This is a genomic window from Olegusella sp. (assembly GCF_057238325.1).
In genome coordinates, this window is the sequence record NZ_DBHHGF010000001.1 from 494,107 (window position 1) to 516,446 (window position 22,340).

Annotated in this window: 19 protein-coding genes and 1 pseudogene; 1 reads left to right on the plus strand and 19 read right to left on the minus strand. The window is 48.4% G+C overall.

Annotation, left to right across the window (positions count from 1 at the left end; genetic code table 11):
- Positions 1–541 precede the first annotated feature (541 nt).
- The 16 genes and pseudogenes from ACO5JD_RS02305 to ACO5JD_RS02380 all read right to left on the minus strand — a co-directional run bounded on the left by ACO5JD_RS02305 (position 542) and on the right by ACO5JD_RS02380 (position 16,429).
- Positions 542–1,342 carry a PLP-dependent transferase gene (locus ACO5JD_RS02305; protein WP_484987282.1) on the minus strand — a complete coding sequence of 267 codons (801 nt, stop codon included), beginning with the start codon at positions 1,340–1,342 and terminating at the stop codon, positions 542–544.
- Between the two features lie 9 nt (positions 1,343–1,351).
- The gene (locus ACO5JD_RS02310) at positions 1,352–2,212 is read right to left on the minus strand and encodes a putative ABC transporter permease (RefSeq protein WP_021625417.1); all 861 of its coding nucleotides are present in this window, start codon (positions 2,210–2,212) and stop codon (positions 1,352–1,354) included.
- Positions 2,213–2,229: 17 nt separating this feature from the next.
- Positions 2,230–3,990: a threonine--tRNA ligase gene (gene thrS, locus ACO5JD_RS02315; RefSeq protein ID WP_021625418.1), complete on the minus strand. Its 1,761-nt coding sequence runs from the start codon at positions 3,988–3,990 to the stop codon at positions 2,230–2,232.
- 337 nt (positions 3,991–4,327) lie between these two features.
- Positions 4,328–4,759, minus strand: a complete 432-nt coding sequence (locus ACO5JD_RS02320) for a double zinc ribbon domain-containing protein (RefSeq protein ID WP_021625419.1) — start codon at positions 4,757–4,759, stop codon at positions 4,328–4,330.
- A gap of 115 nt (positions 4,760–4,874) precedes the next feature.
- Positions 4,875–6,311 (minus strand): bifunctional folylpolyglutamate synthase/dihydrofolate synthase, encoded by a 1,437-nt coding sequence (locus ACO5JD_RS02325; protein WP_484987284.1) that lies wholly within the window; start codon positions 6,309–6,311, stop codon positions 4,875–4,877.
- Positions 6,312–6,320: 9 nt separating this feature from the next.
- The gene (folE, locus tag ACO5JD_RS02330; RefSeq protein ID WP_021625421.1) at positions 6,321–6,938 is read right to left on the minus strand and encodes a GTP cyclohydrolase I FolE; all 618 of its coding nucleotides are present in this window, start codon (positions 6,936–6,938) and stop codon (positions 6,321–6,323) included.
- On the minus strand, positions 6,939–7,793 hold the full coding sequence (locus tag ACO5JD_RS02335; protein ID WP_021625422.1) for a bifunctional 5,10-methylenetetrahydrofolate dehydrogenase/5,10-methenyltetrahydrofolate cyclohydrolase: 855 nt from the start codon (positions 7,791–7,793) through the stop codon (positions 6,939–6,941). It abuts the gene before it with no gap.
- Positions 7,794–7,795: 2 nt separating this feature from the next.
- Positions 7,796–8,422: a cyclodeaminase/cyclohydrolase family protein gene (locus ACO5JD_RS02340; protein WP_484987286.1), complete on the minus strand. Its 627-nt coding sequence runs from the start codon at positions 8,420–8,422 to the stop codon at positions 7,796–7,798.
- 63 nt (positions 8,423–8,485) lie between these two features.
- The gene (locus tag ACO5JD_RS02345; protein WP_484987288.1) at positions 8,486–10,150 is read right to left on the minus strand and encodes a formate--tetrahydrofolate ligase; all 1,665 of its coding nucleotides are present in this window, start codon (positions 10,148–10,150) and stop codon (positions 8,486–8,488) included.
- Positions 10,151–10,340: 190 nt separating this feature from the next.
- On the minus strand, positions 10,341–10,694 hold the full coding sequence (locus tag ACO5JD_RS02350; RefSeq protein WP_484987290.1) for a hypothetical protein: 354 nt from the start codon (positions 10,692–10,694) through the stop codon (positions 10,341–10,343).
- Between the two features lie 703 nt (positions 10,695–11,397).
- A complete protein-coding gene (locus ACO5JD_RS02355; RefSeq protein WP_021625427.1) occupies positions 11,398–11,538 on the minus strand; it encodes a hypothetical protein in 141 nt (46 codons plus the stop codon).
- A 226-nt stretch (positions 11,539–11,764) separates the two neighbouring features.
- Positions 11,765–12,382: a 5-formyltetrahydrofolate cyclo-ligase gene (locus ACO5JD_RS02360; RefSeq protein ID WP_021625428.1), complete on the minus strand. Its 618-nt coding sequence runs from the start codon at positions 12,380–12,382 to the stop codon at positions 11,765–11,767.
- A gap of 15 nt (positions 12,383–12,397) precedes the next feature.
- Complete coding sequence (locus ACO5JD_RS02365; RefSeq protein ID WP_021625429.1) at positions 12,398–13,087, minus strand: 4'-phosphopantetheinyl transferase family protein; 690 nt, start codon at positions 13,085–13,087, stop codon at positions 12,398–12,400.
- 1 nt (position 13,088) lies between these two features.
- Complete coding sequence (locus ACO5JD_RS02370; protein ID WP_484987292.1) at positions 13,089–14,801, minus strand: gluzincin family metallopeptidase; 1,713 nt, start codon at positions 14,799–14,801, stop codon at positions 13,089–13,091.
- Positions 14,802–14,803: 2 nt separating this feature from the next.
- Positions 14,804–15,109, minus strand: a pseudogene (locus tag ACO5JD_RS02375) (peptide chain release factor-like protein); the annotation flags it as partial.
- Positions 15,110–15,220: 111 nt separating this feature from the next.
- The gene (locus ACO5JD_RS02380; protein WP_035438079.1) at positions 15,221–16,429 is read right to left on the minus strand and encodes a MalY/PatB family protein; all 1,209 of its coding nucleotides are present in this window, start codon (positions 16,427–16,429) and stop codon (positions 15,221–15,223) included.
- A gap of 137 nt (positions 16,430–16,566) precedes the next feature.
- Here ACO5JD_RS02380 and ACO5JD_RS02385 point away from each other — a divergent pair, with 137 nt between their 5' ends.
- Positions 16,567–17,478 (plus strand): aldose 1-epimerase family protein, encoded by a 912-nt coding sequence (locus ACO5JD_RS02385; RefSeq protein ID WP_021625433.1) that lies wholly within the window; start codon positions 16,567–16,569, stop codon positions 17,476–17,478.
- Positions 17,479–17,536: 58 nt separating this feature from the next.
- Here the strand turns inward: ACO5JD_RS02385 and ACO5JD_RS02390 are convergent, their stop codons facing one another.
- The 3 genes from ACO5JD_RS02390 to ACO5JD_RS02400 all read right to left on the minus strand — a co-directional run bounded on the left by ACO5JD_RS02390 (position 17,537) and on the right by ACO5JD_RS02400 (position 22,329).
- Positions 17,537–20,248 carry a valine--tRNA ligase gene (locus tag ACO5JD_RS02390; protein WP_021625434.1) on the minus strand — a complete coding sequence of 904 codons (2,712 nt, stop codon included), beginning with the start codon at positions 20,246–20,248 and terminating at the stop codon, positions 17,537–17,539.
- Positions 20,249–20,323: 75 nt separating this feature from the next.
- A complete protein-coding gene (gene clpX, locus ACO5JD_RS02395) occupies positions 20,324–21,700 on the minus strand; it encodes an ATP-dependent Clp protease ATP-binding subunit ClpX (RefSeq protein ID WP_084170281.1) in 1,377 nt (458 codons plus the stop codon).
- 20 nt (positions 21,701–21,720) lie between these two features.
- A complete protein-coding gene (locus tag ACO5JD_RS02400) occupies positions 21,721–22,329 on the minus strand; it encodes an ATP-dependent Clp protease proteolytic subunit (RefSeq protein ID WP_035438083.1) in 609 nt (202 codons plus the stop codon).
- Positions 22,330–22,340: the final 11 nt, after the last annotated feature.

Genomic DNA, 22,340 nt, shown 5'->3' on the forward strand with positions numbered 1-22,340 from the left:
TTGCCTTGCCCTCTATGGTACTAGGCATAGCATCATTTTTGCATCAAAAAGCGCATTCAATTAAGCAAAAATATGAGTTGACCAGCGTCCCGTATACAAGTAGACCTAACGGTGCAAGCGGAGATGCTTCGTCCTGCTCATCTGCACAAGCTCATGCACTTCTCAGATGGTCCGGTCTAACTACCCCACATATCCCCAGGCGGTTCACAATGCACCTTTTTACCTGCAGGCGGTTCACAAAGCACCCCTTTGCTTGCATCGGGTTCAAGAAGCACCCTTGCATCATTTTTTATCTGGGCATTCTTCGGCGGTTTGGTACGGTTTCGAACCGCCTGCAATAAAGTGCTTGCATCGGGTTCACAATGCACCCCCAAAGCCCACAACGGGTTCAAGAAGCACCCTTTTACTTGCAGAGGGTTCAATAAACACCCTCGCGGAAGTTTTTATCTGGGGTTCTTCAGCCATTTGGTACGCTTTCGAATCGTTTGCATAAAGGGGAGACAGCGGATTCGTAAAGCGCCAACGAACAAGCACCAATTGGCTATGCACCAAGCAAAATTTCAAGTTGGCCGATGAGGGAATCCACACTCATGTGACGACAATCAAGACGATAAATCTCAAGCCCATCCAGGGGACCGCGGTAGTTGAGCAAATCATTTGTAATAGCAGGTTTTTTTGCAGCAAGCTTCTTTGCTAAGGCAAGTTCAATATAGGGACCAAAACCACCCTGCAGGATAGACGGTGCACAAGCATTCAGTTGATCGCGCTGGCTTGAGTCGTTTTGATTGCGCAAAAGTCCAGGATAATAGATATGCTTTACCACAGGATGTGCCACCAAATATGCTGCCACAGCAAGAGCAACATCACTCGACTCATGCCATACCTTCTCGTAGGCACGATAGAGCAAAAGCAGTGCATTCTGCTTGTCTACATCCACCTGAGGTAGACGGTCTATAACTTCCCGAGCCCGAGCAGACCAAACAGAGCCCTTGCGAGGCACCGAAATCGCCACGATTCCCTTTGCGCTACTTCCACAAATATCTTCCAAACGCTCGAAACACAAATCAGCGCCTAGGCGAATTGCTGCGCACGCAAAGGCGCTACAATTACTCGCATTGACAAGCAGAGCCCTCTCCTGCTTGTGAGTCCGTTGTGCTTCTTTGCGAATATCACAGCAGGTTAAAGGTAGACTGCCTAACACTTCCAAGCTACTAAATGTTCCGCATTTGTTTGCCAGACTCTGCAGGTACACAGCCTGTTCTGTTCCATCAAGCAATACAACGCGGGTATAAGCTTTGCCTAATAAGCGAGAAATTAGATCTTCTAGCTCAGTTTGACTCATAGCCATTCCCTAGCGTCGCACATCATTGTCTTTGCTAGCTAAGTCCTTGGACATTCTGCCTTTGAGTTTGCCAACCCAAGAGCTTGGCTGCACACTGCGCATTCTCTGTAGCTGGTTTTGCTGCCAGTAAGTCAGCGTAAAAACAGCCTTTGTCATCTGATTGCTCACACTACGTTTAGAATCGCTCGCAAGAGTGGCTAACTGATCGCCACTAGCTTCCATTACAGCTTTTGCCTCAGCACTCACTTCGCTGACCTTGGCCTTTAACTCAGATGGCGCTCCTGCAACCACCTGATACATACGCTCGCCACGTTGTGTGAGCTCGTCGTCTAGTTCTTTGACCTTCATCTGAAGCTCAGACAATACTGCCTCAGTTAAGGCGAAGTCTGCACCAAAAATAGCTGCCGCAACCAGCGAAATCACTTCTAGCGCTAAAGGATTAAGCAATGACTCAACGGAGGCAAACCAAGGAAGTGCAATCCTGAGCGCAAAACAACCCACCGCACCAAAAATCAAAGAAACTGGCAGGCAGACACGTCCATGGATATTCAAGGGCATATGGCTGTAATCCCACCAACGCGCATGAAAGCGCTGCTCGAGATACCAAGAAGTAGAGTACTCAATGAGAATACCTCCTGCTACGCAGATAATGAAAGTCTGCAGCAAAAGTAAGGTACCAGTCCATTTTTCAATAACAGCAAAGACAAACTGGGCACTGAGAACACCAACACCGTAAATGGGACAAATCGGTCCAAACAGGAAGCCTCGACTTTGGAAGCTCCCTGAATTGACCGTGCAAAAAAGAGTCTCCCACAGCCAGCCGCAAAAACTAAAAAAGAGAAAAGCGATAAAGCTTCTGGCAATGAGCATAAATCCTTACCTATTCTTTACTTGCGCTCAGAAATCTCAGCAGTAATTGCAGTGACAAAGTCATCAAGCTGGCTCTGGTGGGTTTCATTACTGCGATCACGAACAGAAATATATCCGCCATCACGCTCCTGCTCACCCAAAATCAGCATGTAAGGCACGCGATCGATACCACGCGCTTCACGAATCTTGTAACCGATCTTCTCATCGCGGTCATCAACCTTGACGCGGATACGGGCATCGCGAAGTACGTCGGCAACCTTGTGAGCATAATCACGGGTTTTTTCAGAGACGGGCAAAATCTTGACTTGGCAAGGAGAGAGCCACGTGGGGAACTTGCCAGCATACTGCTCGGTTAACATGCCAATAAAACGCTCAAAACTACCAAAACCTGCACGATGAATCATGATGGGACGCTGCTTGCTGCCATCGGCATCGGTGTATTCCAACTCAAAGTTCTGCGGAAGTTGGAAGTCAAGCTGGATGGTACCGCACTGCCACTCACGGCCCAAACAATCCTCCAAATGGAAATCAATCTTAGGTCCATAGAAAGCACCATCACCGGGGTTGAGCTTGTAGTCAACACCAAGCTTCTCAAGGGCATCCTTAAGACCCGCCTCAGCACGCTCCCAATCTTCATCAGAACCCATTGAGTCGGCAGGACGGGTAGAAAGTTCAACACGATACGGGAAGCCAAACTGCTCGTAATAAGCAGTAATCAGATGTGCCGTATCGGTAACCTGCTCGGTAATTTGATCAGGACGAATGAAGAGATGAGCATCATCCTGCGTAAAGGAGCGGACACGGAAAAGACCATGGAGTGCGCCACGGAGCTCATGACGGTGGTCAAGTCCTGCTTCTGCAAGTTTGAGAGGCAAATCACGATAGCTGCGAGGTTTGCTCTTGTAAATTAGGCAGGCACCAGGGCAGTTCATTGGCTTGACGGCAAAATCCTCATCATCAATTTTGGTGGTATACATATTGTCTTTGTAATGATCCCAGTGACCTGAGGTCTCCCACAGCTTACGGGACAAAATAATCGGTGTTTGAACCTCGTCATAACCGTGACTCATCTGCATCTCATGCCAATAATCCATGAGGGAATTCTTAAGTAGCATGCCGTTGGGAAGCCAGAAAGGAAAACCTGGACCCTCGTCTGCCATCATAAAGAGTTCCATCTCGGCGCCAATCTTACGATGGTCGCGCTTCTTGGCCTCTTCAATGCGACGCTCATGCTCTGCAAGCTCTTCTTTATTACGAAAAGCAGTACCGCTAATACGAGTAAGCATCTTGTTGTTGGCATCAGCTTTCCAATATGCACCAGAAACAGCGGTAAGCTTAAACGCCTTGAGTCCTTTGGTATACATGAGATGAGGACCAACACACATATCAATATAGTCGCCCTGCTGATAGAAGGTGATATGTGCATCCTCAGGCAAATCACCAATATGCTCGACCTTGTACTTCTCACCACGTTCCTGCATCAGCTCAATGGCCTCGGCACGAGGTAGTTCAAAGGTCGAAATCTTTTCATTTGCCTTGGTAATTGCACGCATCTGCGCCTCAATGGCAGGCAAATCATCTTCGGAAATTTTGGCATCACCAAGGTCAATATCGTAATAAAAACCATTCTCATTGGCAGGACCATAGCCAAAGTGAGCTTGGGGATAGAGCGACTTTACAGCTTCTGCCAGGATATGTGCTGCCGTATGGCGGATAACGTGGAGCTCCTCCTCAGCGGGAATCTCATCCACATGACCATCGTTAAAAAGAACCTTCATGGAAAACCTCTCCCTGCAAATAAAAGTCAGCAATACCAAGGCGCATGCCCGCGACCACGAGGCCGTATCAAGAGGCAGGCGCCTAGATAGTTGGCGTGCGCATGGTTTTTTCAAGAGGCTTCATCGAGTTGTTTTTCATCGTGAGGCTATACCCCCAAAGATGCCACATGCTTCTTGCCTCCCGGCTAAACGGCATACACAGACTGTCTTACTTTACAACACTCTTTGTTAATGGGATAGATTTCACTCCACTCTCCCGCAGATAAGACGCTTTTCGGTAAAGATACACACAAAAACACCCGCCGAAGCGGGTGTCAGATTTGCGAGATATGTGCTGCTATTGGATATGCGTACGGCAGTAAGGACACACCTTCCAGTCAGCATTCAAAGGACGGTGGCAAGTCGGGCAGACATTGCGCACCTGTGTGTTGCAGATAGGGCAGACAACAAAGTCACGGTCAATAGGTGCGCCGCACTTAGGGCAAATACCATAGTGGGACAGCTGATGCTCACGCAAAGCAATATCCAAGTCCTGCTCTTCGCGATCTACCAGATAGCTGGATGGACGAAGGATGACGTAGGCCAAAAGACCTACCACAGGAATGACCGAAATAATGGCCCACAACCACCAAGGCTCGGCTCCACGACGTTGCGCATCACGGATGACATAAACAATCGAAAGGATGTAAAGCATCACGATGCAAGCAACAAGTAGGTACAAAACCATGCGAACTTCGGGCGTGATAATTTGATTCATAAGCTCAGACATAACTACAGCAGCCTTTCAACGGCGTTAGTTGCTCGAATCATGATAGCAAAAGGTGTCCATTTAGACAGGCACAACAACAATTGCTGGCCTAGTTGTACAAGATAGGCATATGAAATTAATGCTTAGGCGGCACAGGATGACCAAGTAGAGCCGCAATCTCCCCTGCCAGTGTGATAGTGCCACAGCAAACGCAGTCTCGATGAGCATCAGCAAGCGCCTTGAGCGCTTCTGCTGTTGTGGGATAGATAGCGCTCACTTTTTTTCCTGCCCGCTCAAAGCTTGCAGCAAGTTCAGTTGCTGGCAGTGCACGCGGAGAATCTGTCTGCGTACAATAAATCTCAGGGAATTCAGGGACGAGTAGGCGCATAACTTCTTGGTAATTCTTATCAGCAAAAATCGCACAAAGCAGAGCAGGACGTTTGGAGACATCCGGTTCGATAGTTTGTATTGCTGAAATAAACGCAGCGATGGACTGAGGATTATGACTTGCATCTACCAGTACCAGCGGCTCTGTTCGGTAGACATCAAAGCGCCCTGGCGTTGGGCAGGTTACAACCGAATCAAAAAGTTTATCTTCATCCAGAGCACGGTCAAGGTAGTCTTCGGCAAGCTGCACCGCACAGCAGATATTTGCCGCTTGATAGTCAGGTTTGAGTGCAGAAATATCCTGATAACTCGCCCGCGTACTCGTAATATCCATCACCATTGAGCCACCCACACGCTCAGCATGCCGAGAAATGCGATAGCTTGCATGAGGCAGCATCTTATGTGCTGCAGGAGTGCCAGGATGCAAAAGGCCCATCGCATCTGAGAGCAAATCGGGGCGCACTAAGCTGGGTATAACGTTTTGTGCCTGACACTGCGAAAGAAAAACATCTTCAACGCTAGCGGGAGTCGCTGTCCCCACACCGAGCACACAGCTACGACCGTTCTTAATAATGGCAGCTTTTTCTGCAGCAATCTTTTCGAGGGTATCACCCAGCACTGCCATATGATCCAGACCGATACCCGTAATTGCACAGTTAGTGATGTTGCCATAGGCAGAGGTAGCATCCCATCTACCACCCATGCCGCATTCCAGTACCACCACATCAACATCCGCTTCGGCAAAAACAACCGCTGCGGCTACCGTAATGAGGTCAAACTCCGTAATGTCATATGGACGCTCCCCCGCCCGTATACGACGCTCATTAACACGCATACCTGCCTGAGTTGCCGCCGAAAGACCATGTGCGAAGCTCTCCTTTGGCACTGCATGCCCGCCAATTTCCATACGGTCGGTATAGCTCGTAAGACCTGGTGAGGTATACAAAGCGCAGGTAAGACCTTCGCCCGTAAGAATTGTTGCGGTATAGCGTGCGGTGCTGGTTTTGCCATTAGTGCCAGCAATTTGCAAAGCATCAAAGCATAAATCAGGATTTCCCAGCTCAGCAAGCATATCGATAACGGTTTCGAGCATGGGTTGAATACCAAAATGTAGCGCCTGATGCAGTTGATCAAGCGCTTGCCCATAATCCCAGTTCAAAACCTTAAAAGGAAGAGAATAGGCCATGACCACCCCTTAATGGCTAACACCCAAAAGGCGCAGCGCTTCGATACGAGTTTTTTCGTTTTGCTTAAAACAACCACGGACCGAGGAGGTTACTGTCACGGCACCCGCGGCACGAATACCCCTCATGGTCATACAGGTATGCTCTGCTTCGATAACTACCATCACGCCTAAGGGATTGAGCTCGGCTACCATTGCATCAGCCACTTCTGCCGTCAAGCGTTCTTGTACCTGAGGACGTGCGGCAAAACCTGCCACACAGCGAGCAATCTTGGAAAGGCCTGTAATGCGACCTGCGCGCGGAATATAAGCAACATGTGCCTTACCAATAAAAGGCAATAAATGATGCTCACACATGGAATGAAAAGGGATATCCCGCACGATAACCATTTCTTCGTTATGGTCTTCTTGGAACTGCTTGCGCAGGTAGCGGGCAGGATCATCAGATAGGCCACCAAAAAGCTCTTCGCAGGCACGCGCCACACGATCAGGAGTGCCCTGCAAGCCCTCACGATTAGGATCTTCACCTATCGCACAGAGCAGTTCGCGGATGGCAGCTTCAGCACGAGGACGATCAATCTTGCCTGTAGTCTGCCCTGCCATCTGCGTATAGGTTTGTTCGTCAGCCATCTAGGCTACCGTCCTCTCAGCTGCTTCAACCACATGCTGCGCCAACACTGCTGTCGTCACAGAACCAACCCCACCTGGTACAGGAGTAATTGCCGCAACAAGAGATTCAACAGCTTCAAAGTCTACGTCACCAACAAGTTGTGCTGCATCAGCATCCCAATTGATACCAACATCGACAACAATCTGATCCTCGTGCACAAAAGCAGCTCCGATGGTTTTTGCATGACCTGCGGCAACCACCAAAATATCTGCGGCACGGCAATGCTCAGCTAGATTGCGTGTCTTTGTATGACACATCGTCACTGTTGCATTTTTCGCCTGGAGCATCACAGATACTGGTTTACCAATCACAAGAGAACGCCCAACAACGCAAACATCCGCTCCACAAAGCTCATAGCCGTAATACTCAAGCAAGCGCACAACTGCTTCTGCTGTACAAGGTGGAAAACCTTTAGGACGCGCGGCAAAGGTGCCAGCAAGTGAGCCCATGGTAATGCAATCAATATCTTTGGCTGAATCAAGAGACTCACAAACGCTAGTCTCATCCAAATGGGCAGGCAACGGACGAAACATCAAGCAGCCATGGAGATCGTTGCGCTTATTTACCTCATGGATTACGTCAAGCAGCGCTTCTTGGCTGCAGTCATCAGGCAGTACGAACTTGCGAACACCCAGCCCTATCTTCTCAGCACGTTTAAGAATTCCACGCTCATAGGAGAGATCATCCGCGCGCTCACCTACACGCACGATTGCTAAAGTAGGCGTAATGCCCTGCTCTTTGAGCATCATGGTGCGCGCCTGGAGCTTCTCTGTCAGTGCAGCAGCAACAGGCGCACCTTTTAATAGCTTTGCCATTTTTACCTCTTTAGTTGGTCAAATATCTTTCGAGCAACTAAGTTACCGCGCTCGGGGTAAACATCCAATAGTGCTTTTGCATCGGCCTCAGCAGCAATTGCCCAACCACTTGAACGAAATGGCTTGGTATTCACAAAGACATTAATAGCCGCACTCTGCATGGCAGCGACAGCTAAATAAGCGCCGCATGCGACATCAGAAAGCAACATGCGTGAGCCCTTCTTCCCCATCTCGTCTAAAAGGTCAATGATCTGGGCACATACCTGCATCATCTCAAGGGGGGCTTTACAAGCATTTTGAGTAGCTGTCTCGAGGATTGTTGTACGCTGAGGATCTTCTTTGGGAATTGCGTAGGCACATGAGAGCGGCTCAAAAGCAATAGCGTCAGCATCAACGAGGTCAAGCAATTTTTCGCGAAGCTCGTCGGCGTCCACAAGCATACGTTGGATGTCTGTCTCTACCTCGGCATAGCGCTTTTTGCCTGTGGTGAAATTGCCCACCATCGAGCAGAGTGCAGCCGCAAGTGCACCTACCAGAGCTGCTGCTCCCCCGCCTCCAGGCACCGCCTGTTTTGAAGCTAATGCCATCGCAAAATCACGACAGCTAAGCTTGCTCAGTTGTTCTGTCATGAAGCCCACCCCAAATTGAGAGAAAAAGAGTGCAGATTGGAAACTTCTGCACTCTTCATACGTTTAGAACAAACCAACGATGTTGCCATTTTCATCAACATCGATATTTTCTGCTGCAGGATGTTTGGGCAAACCTGGCATGGTCATAATGTCACCTGTAAGTGCCACAATAAAGCCTGCACCTGCAGATACTTTGACATTACGCACGGTAATGCGGAAATTCTTGGGCGCACCAAGTTTGGTCTGATCGTCACTAAAGGAATATTGGGTCTTTGCCATACACACGGGCATATTGCTAAAGCCCTGGTCCTCAAGCTGCTTGATCTGCTTTTCTGCGGCTGTTGTAAAGTCCACACCATCGGCATGATAGACGCGACGGGCAATAGCATCGATAGAATCTTGGATACTGCCCAGCTCATAGCTAAAGTGGAAATCCGAAGGCTCGTTGCAGAGACGCACAACCTCACGCGCAAGAGCCTCGCCGCCTTTGCCACCCTGCGCCCAGACTTCAGAGAGCGCAACGTTAACACCCAATTCCTTGCACTTTGCTTCGACGAGATCAAGCTCGGCCTTGGTGTCCGTCGGGAAGGCATTGATAGCAACGACTACGGGCAGCCCGTAAACGTTTTTCATGTTGTCAACGTGTTGCAGAAGATTAGGAAGACCCGCCTCAAGGGCCTCGAGATTCTCACTGTTGAGATCGGCTTTTGCGACCCCACCGTGATGCTTGAGCGCACGAACTGTAGCGACAACCACACAGGCATCAGGTGAAAGATCCGCCAAGCGACACTTGATATCACAGAACTTCTCAGCACCAAGATCAGCACCAAAGCCAGCTTCGGTGACAACATAGTCGCCCAGCTGCATTGCCGTAGTTGTAGCGGATACCGAATTGCAGCCATGTGCAATATTGGCAAAGGGACCACCATGGACAAACGCAGGATTGTGCTCAAGTGTTTGCACAAGATTCGGACTGATAGCATCCTTGAGCAATGCAGTCATCGCGCCTTCTGCCTTAAGCTGATGTGCGCATACCGGCTTGCGGTCATAGGTGTAGGCAACCACGATGCGACCGAGGCGCTCTTTTAGATCCGACAGACTTGTTGCCAAGCAGAACACAGCCATTACCTCTGAGGCAACCGTAATATCAAATCCATCTTGGCGCGGCATACCATTGGCAACACCGCCCATGCCATCAACAATCTGACGGAGCTGTCGGTCATTCATATCCATCGCGCGTTTCCATACGATACGGCGAGGATCGATGTTCAACTCGTTGCCTTGCTTGATGTGATTATCCAGCATGGCCGCCAAAAGATTGTTAGCGTTTTCGATAGCGTGGAAGTCACCAGTAAAATGCAAATTGATGTTTTCCATGGGGATGACCTGGGCATAGCCACCACCAGCAGCGCCACCCTTAACGCCAAAAACAGGGCCTAACGAAGGCTCACGCAAGGCAAGGACTGTGTTGTAACCTAGGCGATTCATCGCATCAGCAAGACCAACCGAAGTTGTCGTTTTGCCCTCACCAGCAGGCGTGGGATTAATAGCGGTCACTAGGATGAGCTTGGCCTTCTTAGGCTTGTCTGCCAACTTGGTAACATCAACTTTGGCCATAAAGTGACCGTAGGGAATGAGCTCATCATCGGTCAAACCCAACTTTGCAGCAATCTCTTTGATAGGTTTGATTTCTGCTTCTTGGGCAATCTCAATATCGGACTTGGCCATAGTTGCAAACTCCCCTTCTTGTGATGTCTGCAGAGCAATCAGAGCACATATCGGAAAACAAAAGCAGAACTATTGCAGAAGATAAACTACTTCATTGCAAAAGTTCTGCTTGTATTCTATATGGTAAGCGCGAGACATTTTGGGCTTGCAGATAATCTTGGTCTGCTTTAGCAGCATAAACTACCCAAAACTAACCATTAACTACATACATTTGACCATCCAAAACAGGTGTCTTTAGCTGAGACCTGCTTGCCAATTTCATTAAAGTCGGATCGAGAATAACTGCAAGCTGAGATCCGTGTTCTGCCGCGTGATCTACAAGTCGTCTAAAGTGCTCGGTATCGGCATTTTCAGCGCCCATCTCTATCACTGCTTCGAGCCATGCTTTTTCTTCATCGCTGGGAGTAAGAACTGCAATGTGCGCCAATGCAAGCGGACCCTTTATCTGTTTGGTACGCATCACCTCAGGTGAACCAAGGATAAGAACTGACTTAAGTTTGCGGCTGAGCAGGTTATCGCGTAATGCCTGTACATCTATGGGCATGGGAGTTCTCCTATACTTATACTTGTCAATCAAAATATATCGTGAAAGCTGCCAGTGAAAACGCAGCTCATCTGGATACTACCCCGCTTCTCGACAAAATTACTAATGCCAATGTTAAAGCAAACCGTCCGTAAACGATTCAATAGCGTCCGCATTGCTTACCTTTCTACCCCAGCTCATGGCTTGCATGCGGGTGCTTTATGAACCCGTTGCATCTCCTTTTATGCAGACGGTTCAAAACCGTACCTTATACGCCCCAACCGCTGGTAAAAATTTCCGCAAGGGCGCATATTGAACCCGATGTGGGTAAAAGGGAGCTTTATGAACCGCCTGCGAGCAAAAAGGGTGCTTCTTGAACCCATTGTGGCCACTTTTCCGCAGACGGTTCAAAAGCGTACCAAACCGTCGAAGAATGCCCAGGTAAAAAATGGCGCGAGGGCGCATATTGAACCCGATGCGGACAAAAGGATGCATATTGAACCCGATGCGGGCTGAAAGGTGCTTATTGAACCCGATGCGGGCTGAAAGGTGCTTATTGAACCCGATGCGGGTAAAAGAGTGCTTCCTGAACCACCTGCAAGGAACAACTGAAACAGCATCTAGGTAGCACAGCGTATGGGGGCATAAAAACGAGACGACACCATGGGTGTGCCGTCTCGCAAATGGGGTCCCAATGAGATTTAAATTGTGTTACTACTAAAACTTATGCCTTCCAGACATCTCCTGCATAAGGAACATAGTGATAGTCTGGCTGATCTGCGTTTTCAGATGCCGTGCTACAAGGAACTGCAGAAAGAACGAGTCCACCAATAACCAAAGCAAAAATAAAAGCGATGACTGCCATATGAACCACCCTTCTCCGTCGCCGCTGTAACATTCTCGTAACTTATATACCCACTATAACACGCTGTTTTACCTGCTATTACACTTTTTCTACTGTTTCTTTTAGTAATTCACACAAATATGTTTTGTTATCTTAGTAATTATTTGGAATCACGAAATACAGCGCTCGCCCTTTTTGCAAAGAAGCAGTACGGCTTGAACTTGCACCTAAGTTAATGGGACAGCTACTAAGCGTTTACCCTTATGGTTCGCTGCTCACTTACAACAAGTTCTACGGGTTGATCATGAATATCAATAACGCCTAAATCCGCCAAACTATCTCGCATCTGAATTTCACGACAAAGACCAACAGAATAACCCGCAAAACTTGCTAGCAAGCTGTCATAAAAGCCACCGCCATAACCCATGCGATAGCCTGCAAGATCAAAGCTCAATCCAGGCACAACTGCCAAAGACGGAATACCAAATACATCTTCATCAGACAGACGAATTAAATTCTTTGGATCCGCCAAAGGCTCTAGCACGCCAAACTTGCTTTTTTCTAACTGATTGAAATCTTGAATACGATACCAGTCCATCAGACGGGTATGAGGGATAACGCGAGGAACCGCGACTGTCTTTCCTGCCTGCCACGCAAGTTCGATAAGTTCGCGAGTATCGACCTCTTCATTGACCGAAAGGTAGGTCAAAATCAAAACAGAATTGCACCATTCAGGTGTCGCTACCACATTTTTGGCGATAACCATATCAATACGGGCACGCTCATCAGTAGACAAGCCTTTGCGTAGCTGGATGAACTGCTTTCTCAGCTCTTTTTTTTGCGCCATAATCTCGTTGCTGTCCATACGTACCCCTTAAAGCTATGCCTTGAACTTGCACACCCACGCGTCTGCATCAAATTCATGCAAGCGTAGCTGTGCGCACTTTGCTGTCGCCACACAAATTACCGATGCTGAATAGTTGAGATAGGCAAGCTGCCATTCATTCATCCACGGTAAATAAATAGACGAATCCACGCCGAAACCCGTACCCTGCGCTTTGAGCACTGCTTCGATACGAGCCCATTGGCGTGCAAAATTTACAGGATCTGATGCCAATTTACGTAGCTGCGCGCTCGGCTCATCGCCCTTTTTATGAGGTATACCAAGTGTCCGCCCCAAGGCAAGTAAAGCCCGGTCAGAGATGTTTTTCATGACTGGCGTAACATCTACTCCAAGCTCTTCTTCGCATACTCCCAACACCACTAAATTGTCAGCATCTGAAAGGTTAAAGTGGGGACCTCCACCCGCAAGATAAGGCTTGCCATACGCCCCATAGCGAAGTTGTTCCGCATCGCTAATTCCAAGCACAGCACTCAAAAGTAAAGCAGAGCCAAAAACACCTAACCCTGCAGCTGATGCGCGTGGGGTTTGCAAACTAAAGAGATGCTCTGCCTTCGCACAAGCAGCGGGTAGAAGCTGTGCGGGTCGTCTTTGCCACAGCCTCTCTAAACCTTCTGTATGTAATACATACAGGTCTACCTTTAGCCCATTTGAAGCCACGAGCGCCACACTAAAGCCTCTCGATATAGCTCAACACATCGTTGCATGTCTTGCTCACTTTATTAGTGTCCGTGAGATCAACGAGTTTGACTTTTGCCATGAGTTCACGATAGCCATAGTTATAGCAACCCGCATCGATAATTTTGCGCCAAGTCTTGCAAGCACCCTTAAAGTCAGTCTGGCTGTTATCCCAAAGTTGCAGTGCTGCAATGCCACTGGTTGCATAACTCACATAGTAAAGCGGCGAATCAAAGGTATGGCTAACATACTGCCACCAATAAGCACTTTCATCATCGGTTTCATCGCCATATTCACTCGCAATGCGCGCATAGGTCTTGTTAATTTCATCCAAAGTCATATCAGGATGCGCATAAACCTCACGCTGAAATTCGTCATAGATACAGCCATCAATCACATTGGTTAATTGATCCATAAGGTTGGCACTTGCTGCCTTTTTGCCAAGTTCAACACCATATATTTCATCATAAAAATTGGTATAAAGAGATTGAAGACCATTCGCTTGAATCTCAGAGATATCAAGATTGCCGCCACCATATACCAGATTATTGGGCGATGCATTAAGGCGGTAATCAGTAAAATGACCAATCTCATGTGAAAGTGTTTGTAGATCGGTCACACCATTCGCCTTCATATAGATAAACGGTACCTGATTTTCAACAAAAACCGTTGCAAAGGCACCATCCATGCGATTGTCATCGCTACCGATATTAAAAAGATGATGTTTTTTAAGCAGTTCAACCGAATCGCTCACAATCGGATCAATCTTGCTGCCAGCCGACTGGAGTTTATTAAGCGTAGTTGCAAGATCCTGTTCGGGCGCCTCTTCGGTAAAAGCAAAAGAAGCATCACTTTCATAATAAAGTTCAAAGAAGCGTGGTCCGATCTTTTTGACAGCCGCATAAAGCTTTTCAAGATCTTCGGGTTCGTAATCACGCAAATACATATCATCCGCAAGGTCGGCATAGTTATCATAACCATTAAGTTTTGCCAGCTCAGTGCGGATTTTAACCAGCTTAACAAAGATAGGCCCAACCTTCTCATTAAGCTCGGTGGGTGTCAATTCGTCTAGATCGGCTTCATTGATTGCCGAGAAATAGTCTTCCTTAAGTTTGGCTTCCTGCTCGTCAAGTTCAAGCTCGCGTTGGCTGGGTTCTTCAGACTGTGCGTAATAATCAAAGGCCACCTGGCCTACATGCTTTTTGAAAGCATCTGCAGTAGGACCTGTACAGGCAGCAGCAAATGCAACATTTGCTGCATTATGACAACTATCCGAATCCAGTTGAGCCTCGGTAAATTGTTCAGAGATATTTTCATCATTTATATTTGAGCAATACGCAAGATAGGCGGCATTGGTATTGTCATCGAGTTTTGCTAGCTTGCTATACAGCAAATCGTACTGCTGGATAACTGCAGCCTCATCTCCATCTTTTGCAAGCTTAGTAAGTTTGTCACAATCCTTTTGAAAGCTAGCTGTATCAAATTTTTTGTAGTGTGGAACCACCATAGGACGCGTTGCCGAAAGCTGGCTTGACTGAGTCGCCGAACCATCATGACTCACGCCCAAAACACTGCAACTTGTTCCCAAGCCGAGCGTAAGCAGAGCAACTAAACCCGCAAAAGCGAAACGTCGCACAAAGCTTGGTGCTTTATGTTTGTGCAATATACATAACAGACGAGACTGTGTACGAGATGCCTGAAACATAGTTAATCCTCCTCAACGCGTCGACGCATAGTTTTGACACGTGACCGTCTCTTTTTACTGTCAAGGCGACGCTGTATAGAAGCTTTAGTGGGACGCGTTGCATGACGTTGCTTGGGCGGAATCGAACGACGTCTTAACTCAGCTCTGATTTTTTCAATACAGTGTGCTCGATTTTGAAACTGACTACGCGAATCCCGACTTGTTACAGCAATACCTGTTGGCAGATGACACATACGTACCGCTGTGTCCGAGGTATTAACCCCCTGCCCACCAGGACCGCTCGCATGAAAACACTCGATACGACAGTCAGCAGCAATATGCTCCGCATCTTGGCGAACATACCGTGCGTATTCCCGATAACTTAGCAGTGCCTTCATTCATCCTCCCATATGGCCTCATGCGAGGCTTAAAAGGACAGATTACACGAAGACATAATTTTTTATTCGCAAAAGTGCTTCTTCAATAAGTGAACGGGGTGATGCAAGGTTTATACGGATATGACAAGGTCCACCAAAGTGACGACCATCCTGCCAACCTACTCCTACATCCCACCCCGCCTGCAGTACATCATCAATTGTGCAAGCATGTAGCTCGCAATACTGCGTACAGTCCAAGAAAAGCATGTAGGTACCCTGAGGCATCGCACAGCTCACTCCATCGAAGTGTGTTGCGATATAGTCAACAAAAAGACTCGCGTTGTCTTCGATGACATCCATAAGCTGATTTTTCCACTCATGACCTTGCGGAGAATAGCCGCCGATAAGGGCATGCATAGAAAGTACGTTCATCTCGTTATAGTGGGTTTTCTCGCCAAATTCACTAATCTGATGTCGCAACTTTTCGTTATAAATCACATGATAGCTACCAATAAGGCCCGCGAGATTAAAAGTTTTGCTTGGCGCATATGCCGCAACAACATGTTCGCGCGCCCAAGGAGATACCATTTGTGTAGGTATATGCGTATGACCCGCAAACACCAAGTCAGCCCAAATTTCATCGCTGATAACTGTTACGTTCGCGGCCTCAAAAACAGCCATTGCAGCCTTGAGTTCTTCATGCTCCCAAACGCGACCGCAAGGATTATGAGGTGAGCAGAAAATTGCAACCCTAATGTTATTTTCTGCAATCTTACGAGCCATATCTTCATAATCCATACGCCAGATGCCCTGCTTATCGCGATAAAGCGAACTATAGACACTATGACGACCCGTACCTTCTACATCAGAGCGAAAACCCACATAGACAGGGCTATGCAGCAAAATTTTGTCCCCTGGTTGGGTAAGCGTTTGGATTGCTGAAGTAATAAAACCATGCACACCATTCTCATAACCAATAAGTTCAGGCGTGATATCGGGATGTCCAGAACGACGCCAGTCACAAATTGCCTGGTAATAGGCATCGCTAGGCTGGAAGTATCCAAAAAGCGGATGTGCTAAACGTTTTGCAATAGCATCCGTTACCGCTGGACAAGTTGCAAAATTCATATCGGCTACCCACATGGGGATAAAGTCAAAGCCTTGCTTGGGAGCAGCTGGCTCAAAGCCCCAGACTTCTTTTCCTGCAGCATCATAAGCGGTTGCGTCGTGACCACGGCGCTCATAAACCGTGGTGAAATCATATGTCGTCATCTGTCCGATTCCCTCTCTGCAGATGTAAATCTTTGAATTGTATAGTGTCGCTTTCTTCGTGCTCATTCTAGAATGACTACAAAGCGTGTGTTGGAGCAATAAGAAAATCCTGTCACTCACACAAAGAAGGGATTCGCATGTCCAAAGTTGTTGCGATTGCTTCGGGCAATCTTTCCGCGCAAATAAAACTACACGGAGCTGAGCTTTCGAGCCTACAACGAGGAGACGATGAATTTTTGTGGCAAGCCGACGAACGCTGGTGGGGCCGTCACGCTCCGGTACTCTTTCCCATCGTAGGCAGTATTCGCAACGATAAAGCTCAGACTGCGGCGGGTACATGCCATATGGGTCGCCACGGTATTGCACGTCTCAAGGACTTCACTGTGGCCGAGCAAAGCGCAGATACAGTAACACTAGAGCTTTGCTCTGATGCAGATACCACGGCTGCTTTTCCCTACTCCTTTGTACTACACATGAGCTATAGTCTCGAAGCAAGTGCAGTTGGTGGAGCTGTGGATACTCTGCGCCAGAGCTTCTCTGTCACTAATACAGGCACCGATCCACTCCCTTTTTCAGTCGGTGGGCATCCCGCCTTTAATGTTCCTGCACCGCAACATACGGGTGCTTGGGAAGACTATGCATTGCGTTTCACGCAGCCCTGGTCTTATGTTTCGCCTGGTGTAAATGCTGAGGGCCTTTGGGACTATCAAATCAAGACGCCTATTGTTGATAAGGCAGATAAACTTCCTTTAGACCGTCAGCTTTTTTGCTATGACACCATCGAGTTGGAGGGCACACCAGATTCTCGCGTAACCTTGGTGGATGGCGCTGATAAGCCAGTGCTGCATCTGGATTTTGAAGGATTTCCCTATCTGGGTATCTGGTCTCCTGGCTGCGAGTCAGGCGATGCACCGTTTGTCGCTATCGAGCCATGGACAGGTACTGCAACGCGTACCGACGAAGATGACATACTTGAACACAAGCAAGGCAGCCTCACAGCACAGCCTGGCGAAACCGTTGAGCGAGCTTTTACCATAACTTTGCTTTAAACATAGCTATAGCGCGGCAACTTGCAAAAATTTGCTTGTTGCCGCGCTATTTTTCTACTTAGCTAAAGTCAGCAATCTGATTTTCAAGTTGCGAGATAGTTGCACTCAACTCATCAGCACGCGCGCGCTTCTTCTCAATAACAGCTGCGGCTGCCTTAGCAACAAAACTCTCGTTGGCAAGCGTACGCTCGGTACCGGCAAGCTCCTTACGAGCTGCCTCAAGCTGCTTGCTCAGACGCTTCTTTTCTGCTTCAAAATCAATGAGGCCACCAAGTGCCACAAATACTTCCATATCACCTAAAGCTACAGAAATAGCGCCCTGAGGTTTGTCGATGCGCGCACCAACTACCATCTGGTCAATGTGGCCCACACTACAGATAAAGCTGCGCTGAGCCTCGATAACCTCGGCATCATTGCCCATAGTACGTACCGCCACATCAAGCTCAGTACGTGGTGACAGGCGATAGCGCGCACGTGTGGAACGCACAGCACCCACCAGCGCCTTTGCCAACTCAAAGTCATGCTCCGCGCGCTCATTTACATAGGAGGCAAAGTCTGCTTCCTCAGGCCAAGCGGCCATCATAAGGAAACGACCATCGTGACTGACATAACTGCCATTTTCATCACGATCAAGTTCGCTTGCAGGCAACGCATCCCAAATCTTTTCGGTTACAAAGGGCATTACGGGGTGCAGTAGACGCAAACTAGCATCAAGCACATAGATCAAATTACGCTGTACTTGCAGCTTTTCTTCGGGGGTACCATCCAGCAGGCGACCTTTGCAAAGCTCGATATACCAGTCGCAAACCTCATTCCAGAAGAAGGATTGCAAATCGCGAGCATAGTCACCAAACTCATATGCCTCTAGCTGGCGAGTAGCCGTAGCAACCGCACGGGCAAGACGAGAAAGCATCCACGCGTCCTCGGGCGTCTCGGCAACAGGAGATCCAGGCTGATAGCCTTCAAGGTTCATCTGTACAAAACGACTGGCATTCCAAATCTTGGTAACAAAGGAACGTGCCGCATCAGTACGATCTGATTTAATGAGTTCGCGTGTTTTCTTGTCGATATCAGCGTCAAACTTAACATCTTGATTGTTGGTAATCAGAGTAAGCAGATTGTGACGCATGGCATCTGCGCCGTACTTTTCCATCAAATCCATTGGGTCAACACCATTGCCCTTGGACTTGGACATACGACTACCATCTTTAGCCAAGATAGTCGCGTAAATATACACATCGTGGAACGGTACTTCGTCGGTAAAGTACAAAGAACTCATGATCATACGCGCAACCCACAAGGCGATAATGTCACGAGCAGTCACGAGCACCTTTGTGGGATGATGACCTTCCATGCACTCGGGGTGGTCGGGCCAACCTTGCGTAGCAAAAGTCCACAGCTGGCTAGAAAACCATGTGTCAAGTACATCCTCATCTTGATGGATATGATGACTTCCACAATGTGGACAGACATCAGTATCTTCAAGCAGAGCATCTTCCCAACCGCAATCCTCACAGTAGAACACCGGAATACGATGACCCCACCAAAGCTGACGGCTAATACACCAGTCCTTGAGGTTTTCCATCCAAGTGAGATACGTCTGGGTCCAGCGCGCGGGATGGAACGTAACCTCACCATCCTTTACAACCTGAGTCGCGCGCTCCTTGAGTTTGTCAACAGCAACAAACCACTGCTCGGACAGCCACGGCTCCAGCGCAGTATCACAGCGATAGCAGTGCATAACTGAATGCTCAATATCTTCGATATGATCAAGCAGACCATGTGCATCAAACCAAGCAACAATAGCCTCTCGAGCTTCATCGCGATCCATGCCCGAGTAGGCGCCATAACCCTCAACCACGTGCGCAGTTTCGTCAAAAATATTAATTTGTTCGAGATTGTGAGTCTGACCCATGGCATAGTCATTAGGGTCATGAGCAGGGGTTACCTTGACAAAACCCGTACCAAAACCAGGCTGTACATGCCAATCAGAAAAAATTTCAATCTCACGATTGACGATGGGAAGCAAAACCTTTTTGCCCACAAAGTCAGCTTTTTCTGGATCTTGAGGACTTACCGCAACGCCCGTATCGCCAAGCATGGTCTCGGGACGCGTGGTTGCTACAGTGATATAGGTCTTATCACCTACAGGCTCTACCAGTGGGTAACGCAAATACCAGAGATGGCCTTTTTCATCGTGATATTCGGCCTCGTCGTCAGAAATAGCGGTACGGCAATGGGGACACCAATTAACAATGCGCTTACCTCGATAAATGAGGCCGTCATGGTACCAGTCTACAAAGACCTTGCGAACCGCACGTGAAAACTCAGGACTCATCGTAAATTGCTCGTCATCAAAATCAATGGAGCAACCCATACGCTTAATCTGATTGACAATTGTGCCGCCATACTCATGAGTCCAGTCCCAGCAAGCATCTAAGAACTTCTCACGACCCATTTCAAGACGAGACTCACCTTCTGCCTTGAGCTTTTTGTCGACCTTGGTCTGGGTAGCAATACCTGCATGGTCTGTGCCCAAAATCCAGCGAGTAGAACGACCACGCATACGGTTATAGCGCACAAAGGTATCTTGGATACTGTCATCCATCGCATGACCCATATGCAAAATACCTGTGACATTGGGAGGTGGGATCGTAACCGTGCAGTCCCCTACACCACGAGAACGCTGATAGCAGCCCGCCTGAACCCATCGCTCAATCTGCTCGGGTTCGTTGGTAGCAGGGTCGTAGGTCTTGGGCATTTCTTCCATGAAAATCCTCCCTCTCCTGCCGCGACGTGGTGGGCACTCATGTCTAGAGCGCGCTTCGTCTTGGCGGAATAAAACTTACAAGTTCGAACGGTTGGCGCCTTCACTAGAACGCACAATCTGGGGAGACTGCGCGCCACCTACAGATTCAGGCGTCACAATAACCTCGGTAATATCAAGGTCACTTGGTAAATCAAACATCGTGTTCTGCAGCGTTGCTTCACAGATGGATCGCAAACCACGAGCGCCCGTACCGCGGGCAATAGCCTGGTCAGCAATCTCGCGCAAAGAATCCTCAGTAAAGTTCAGATCCACGCCTTCAAGGTCAAACATACGCTTGTACTGCTTGACAATAGCATTGCGCGGCTTGGTTAAAATCTCCACCAAATCATCTGCTGTCAGTTCACGCGTTGAGCAAATCACCGGGATACGCCCGATGAACTCAGGGATCATGCCAAATTTATGCAGGTCTTGAGGCATGACATTGCTCATCAGCTCGTCTTGGTCTTCCTCGACTTTACGCGAAAGTTCAGCATTAAAGCCGATGCCCTTCTTGCCAATACGATCGGCAACAATCTTGTCCAAGCCCACAAAAGCACCACCGCAGATGAACAAAATATTGGTGGTATCGATGCGAATAAGCTCTTGTTGAGGATGCTTGCGACCACCTGTAGGAGGTACTGCAGCTTCGGTTCCCTCAAGAATCTTGAGCAATGCCTGCTGGACGCCCTCACCCGACACATCGCGCGTAATCGAGAGATTCTCAGCTTTGCGAGCAATTTTGTCGATCTCATCGATGTAAACGATGCCCATCTGAGCACGTTCAACATCGCCATCCGCAGCCGTTAAGAGCTTGAGCAGGATATTTTCGACATCCTCACCCACATATCCCGCCTCGGTCAATGTAGTTGCATCAGCAATGGCAAAGGGCACCTCAAGGAAGCGTGCCAGCGTCTGGGCGAGCAACGTTTTACCCGTACCCGTAGGACCAAGTAGCAAGATGTTGGACTTTGCAATCTCAACGTCTTCACTATCTTCGGCAACCTCATCAGCACCCGCAGCAATGCGGCGATAATGATTGTAGACGGCCACGCTCATTGCGCGCTTTGCTTCTTCTTGACCCATGACATAGTTTGAAAGTTCGTCATAAATCTCATGCGGCGTTGGAAGATGCTTGAGGGGCATCTCATTGCTGGGCTCAAATTCTTCCTCAGGCGCAAGCTCAAAGCCAGCAGCTGCATCATTGCTGATATGTGTTAGTTCCTGAGCTCGTGCACGAGCATCTTCGGCATCCGAACCTGAAATAATATCCTGACAAGCAGCAACACATTCATCACAGATGAATACACCATCAGGCCCTTGAATTAACTTACGCACCTGAGTACGAGTCTTGCCACAAAACGAGCAACGCAGCTCGTCAAACATCCCTGTTCTGTTGTTACCAAACGAAGGCATGTGCCCTCCTACTCAAAATCTTACTGCTCGGTGCGTGACGTAATTACACGGTCTACTAGGCCATACTCCATCGCTTGTTGGGCACGCAAATAATTGTCGCGCTCGGTGTCAGCATTAATTTTTTCGACTGGCTGGCCAGTGTAGCTTGCGAGCAATTCATTGAGGTGCTCACGAATCCACTTGGTTTCATCAGCCACAATCTGAATGTCGGTCTGCTGTCCTTGGGCACCAGAGCTGGGCTGATGAATTAACACCATCGAGTTAGGAAGCGCCATACGCTTACCCTTGGTACCAGCAGCAAGTAGGACAGACGCCATCGAGGCTGCCATACCAACACAGATGGTCGAAATGTCAGGCTTAATAAAATTCATCGTATCGAGAATGCCCAGACCAGCATAGACCTCGCCACCAGGAGAGTCGATATACAAGCTGATATCCTTGTCGGGGTCTTGACTTTCTAGGTGCAAAAGCTGCGCGATAACAAGATTTGCAGATTCGCGTGTAATCTCTTCACCAAGAAAGACAATGCGGTCGTTGAGTAGCCTTGAATAGATGTCGTAGCTACGCTCGCCACGAGGGGTCTGCTCAACCACATAGGGAATCAAAGGAATATTTGTTGGGTTGTGCATAAGTGCATCCT

Coding starts and splice junctions, on each gene's coding strand:
- ACO5JD_RS02305 (WP_484987282.1), bottom strand. CDS start 1,342: ATGAGTCAAACTGAGCTAGAAGATCTAATTTCTCGCTTATTAGGCAAA.
- ACO5JD_RS02310 (WP_021625417.1), bottom strand. CDS start 2,212: ATGCTCATTGCCAGAAGCTTTATCGCTTTTCTCTTTTTTAGTTTTTGC.
- thrS (WP_021625418.1), bottom strand. CDS start 3,990: ATGAAGGTTCTTTTTAACGATGGTCATGTGGATGAGATTCCCGCTGAG.
- ACO5JD_RS02320 (WP_021625419.1), bottom strand. CDS start 4,759: ATGTCTGAGCTTATGAATCAAATTATCACGCCCGAAGTTCGCATGGTT.
- ACO5JD_RS02325 (WP_484987284.1), bottom strand. CDS start 6,311: ATGGCCTATTCTCTTCCTTTTAAGGTTTTGAACTGGGATTATGGGCAA.
- folE (WP_021625421.1), bottom strand. CDS start 6,938: ATGGCTGACGAACAAACCTATACGCAGATGGCAGGGCAGACTACAGGC.
- ACO5JD_RS02335 (WP_021625422.1), bottom strand. CDS start 7,793: ATGGCAAAGCTATTAAAAGGTGCGCCTGTTGCTGCTGCACTGACAGAG.
- ACO5JD_RS02340 (WP_484987286.1), bottom strand. CDS start 8,422: ATGACAGAACAACTGAGCAAGCTTAGCTGTCGTGATTTTGCGATGGCA.
- ACO5JD_RS02345 (WP_484987288.1), bottom strand. CDS start 10,150: ATGGCCAAGTCCGATATTGAGATTGCCCAAGAAGCAGAAATCAAACCT.
- ACO5JD_RS02350 (WP_484987290.1), bottom strand. CDS start 10,694: ATGCCCATAGATGTACAGGCATTACGCGATAACCTGCTCAGCCGCAAA.
- ACO5JD_RS02355 (WP_021625427.1), bottom strand. CDS start 11,538: ATGGCAGTCATCGCTTTTATTTTTGCTTTGGTTATTGGTGGACTCGTT.
- ACO5JD_RS02360 (WP_021625428.1), bottom strand. CDS start 12,382: ATGGACAGCAACGAGATTATGGCGCAAAAAAAAGAGCTGAGAAAGCAG.
- ACO5JD_RS02370 (WP_484987292.1), bottom strand. CDS start 14,801: ATGTTTCAGGCATCTCGTACACAGTCTCGTCTGTTATGTATATTGCAC.
- ACO5JD_RS02380 (WP_035438079.1), bottom strand. CDS start 16,429: ATGACGACATATGATTTCACCACGGTTTATGAGCGCCGTGGTCACGAC.
- ACO5JD_RS02385 (WP_021625433.1), top strand. CDS start 16,567: ATGTCCAAAGTTGTTGCGATTGCTTCGGGCAATCTTTCCGCGCAAATA.
- ACO5JD_RS02390 (WP_021625434.1), bottom strand. CDS start 20,248: ATGGAAGAAATGCCCAAGACCTACGACCCTGCTACCAACGAACCCGAG.
- clpX (WP_084170281.1), bottom strand. CDS start 21,700: ATGCCTTCGTTTGGTAACAACAGAACAGGGATGTTTGACGAGCTGCGT.
- ACO5JD_RS02400 (WP_035438083.1), bottom strand. CDS start 22,329: ATGCACAACCCAACAAATATTCCTTTGATTCCCTATGTGGTTGAGCAG.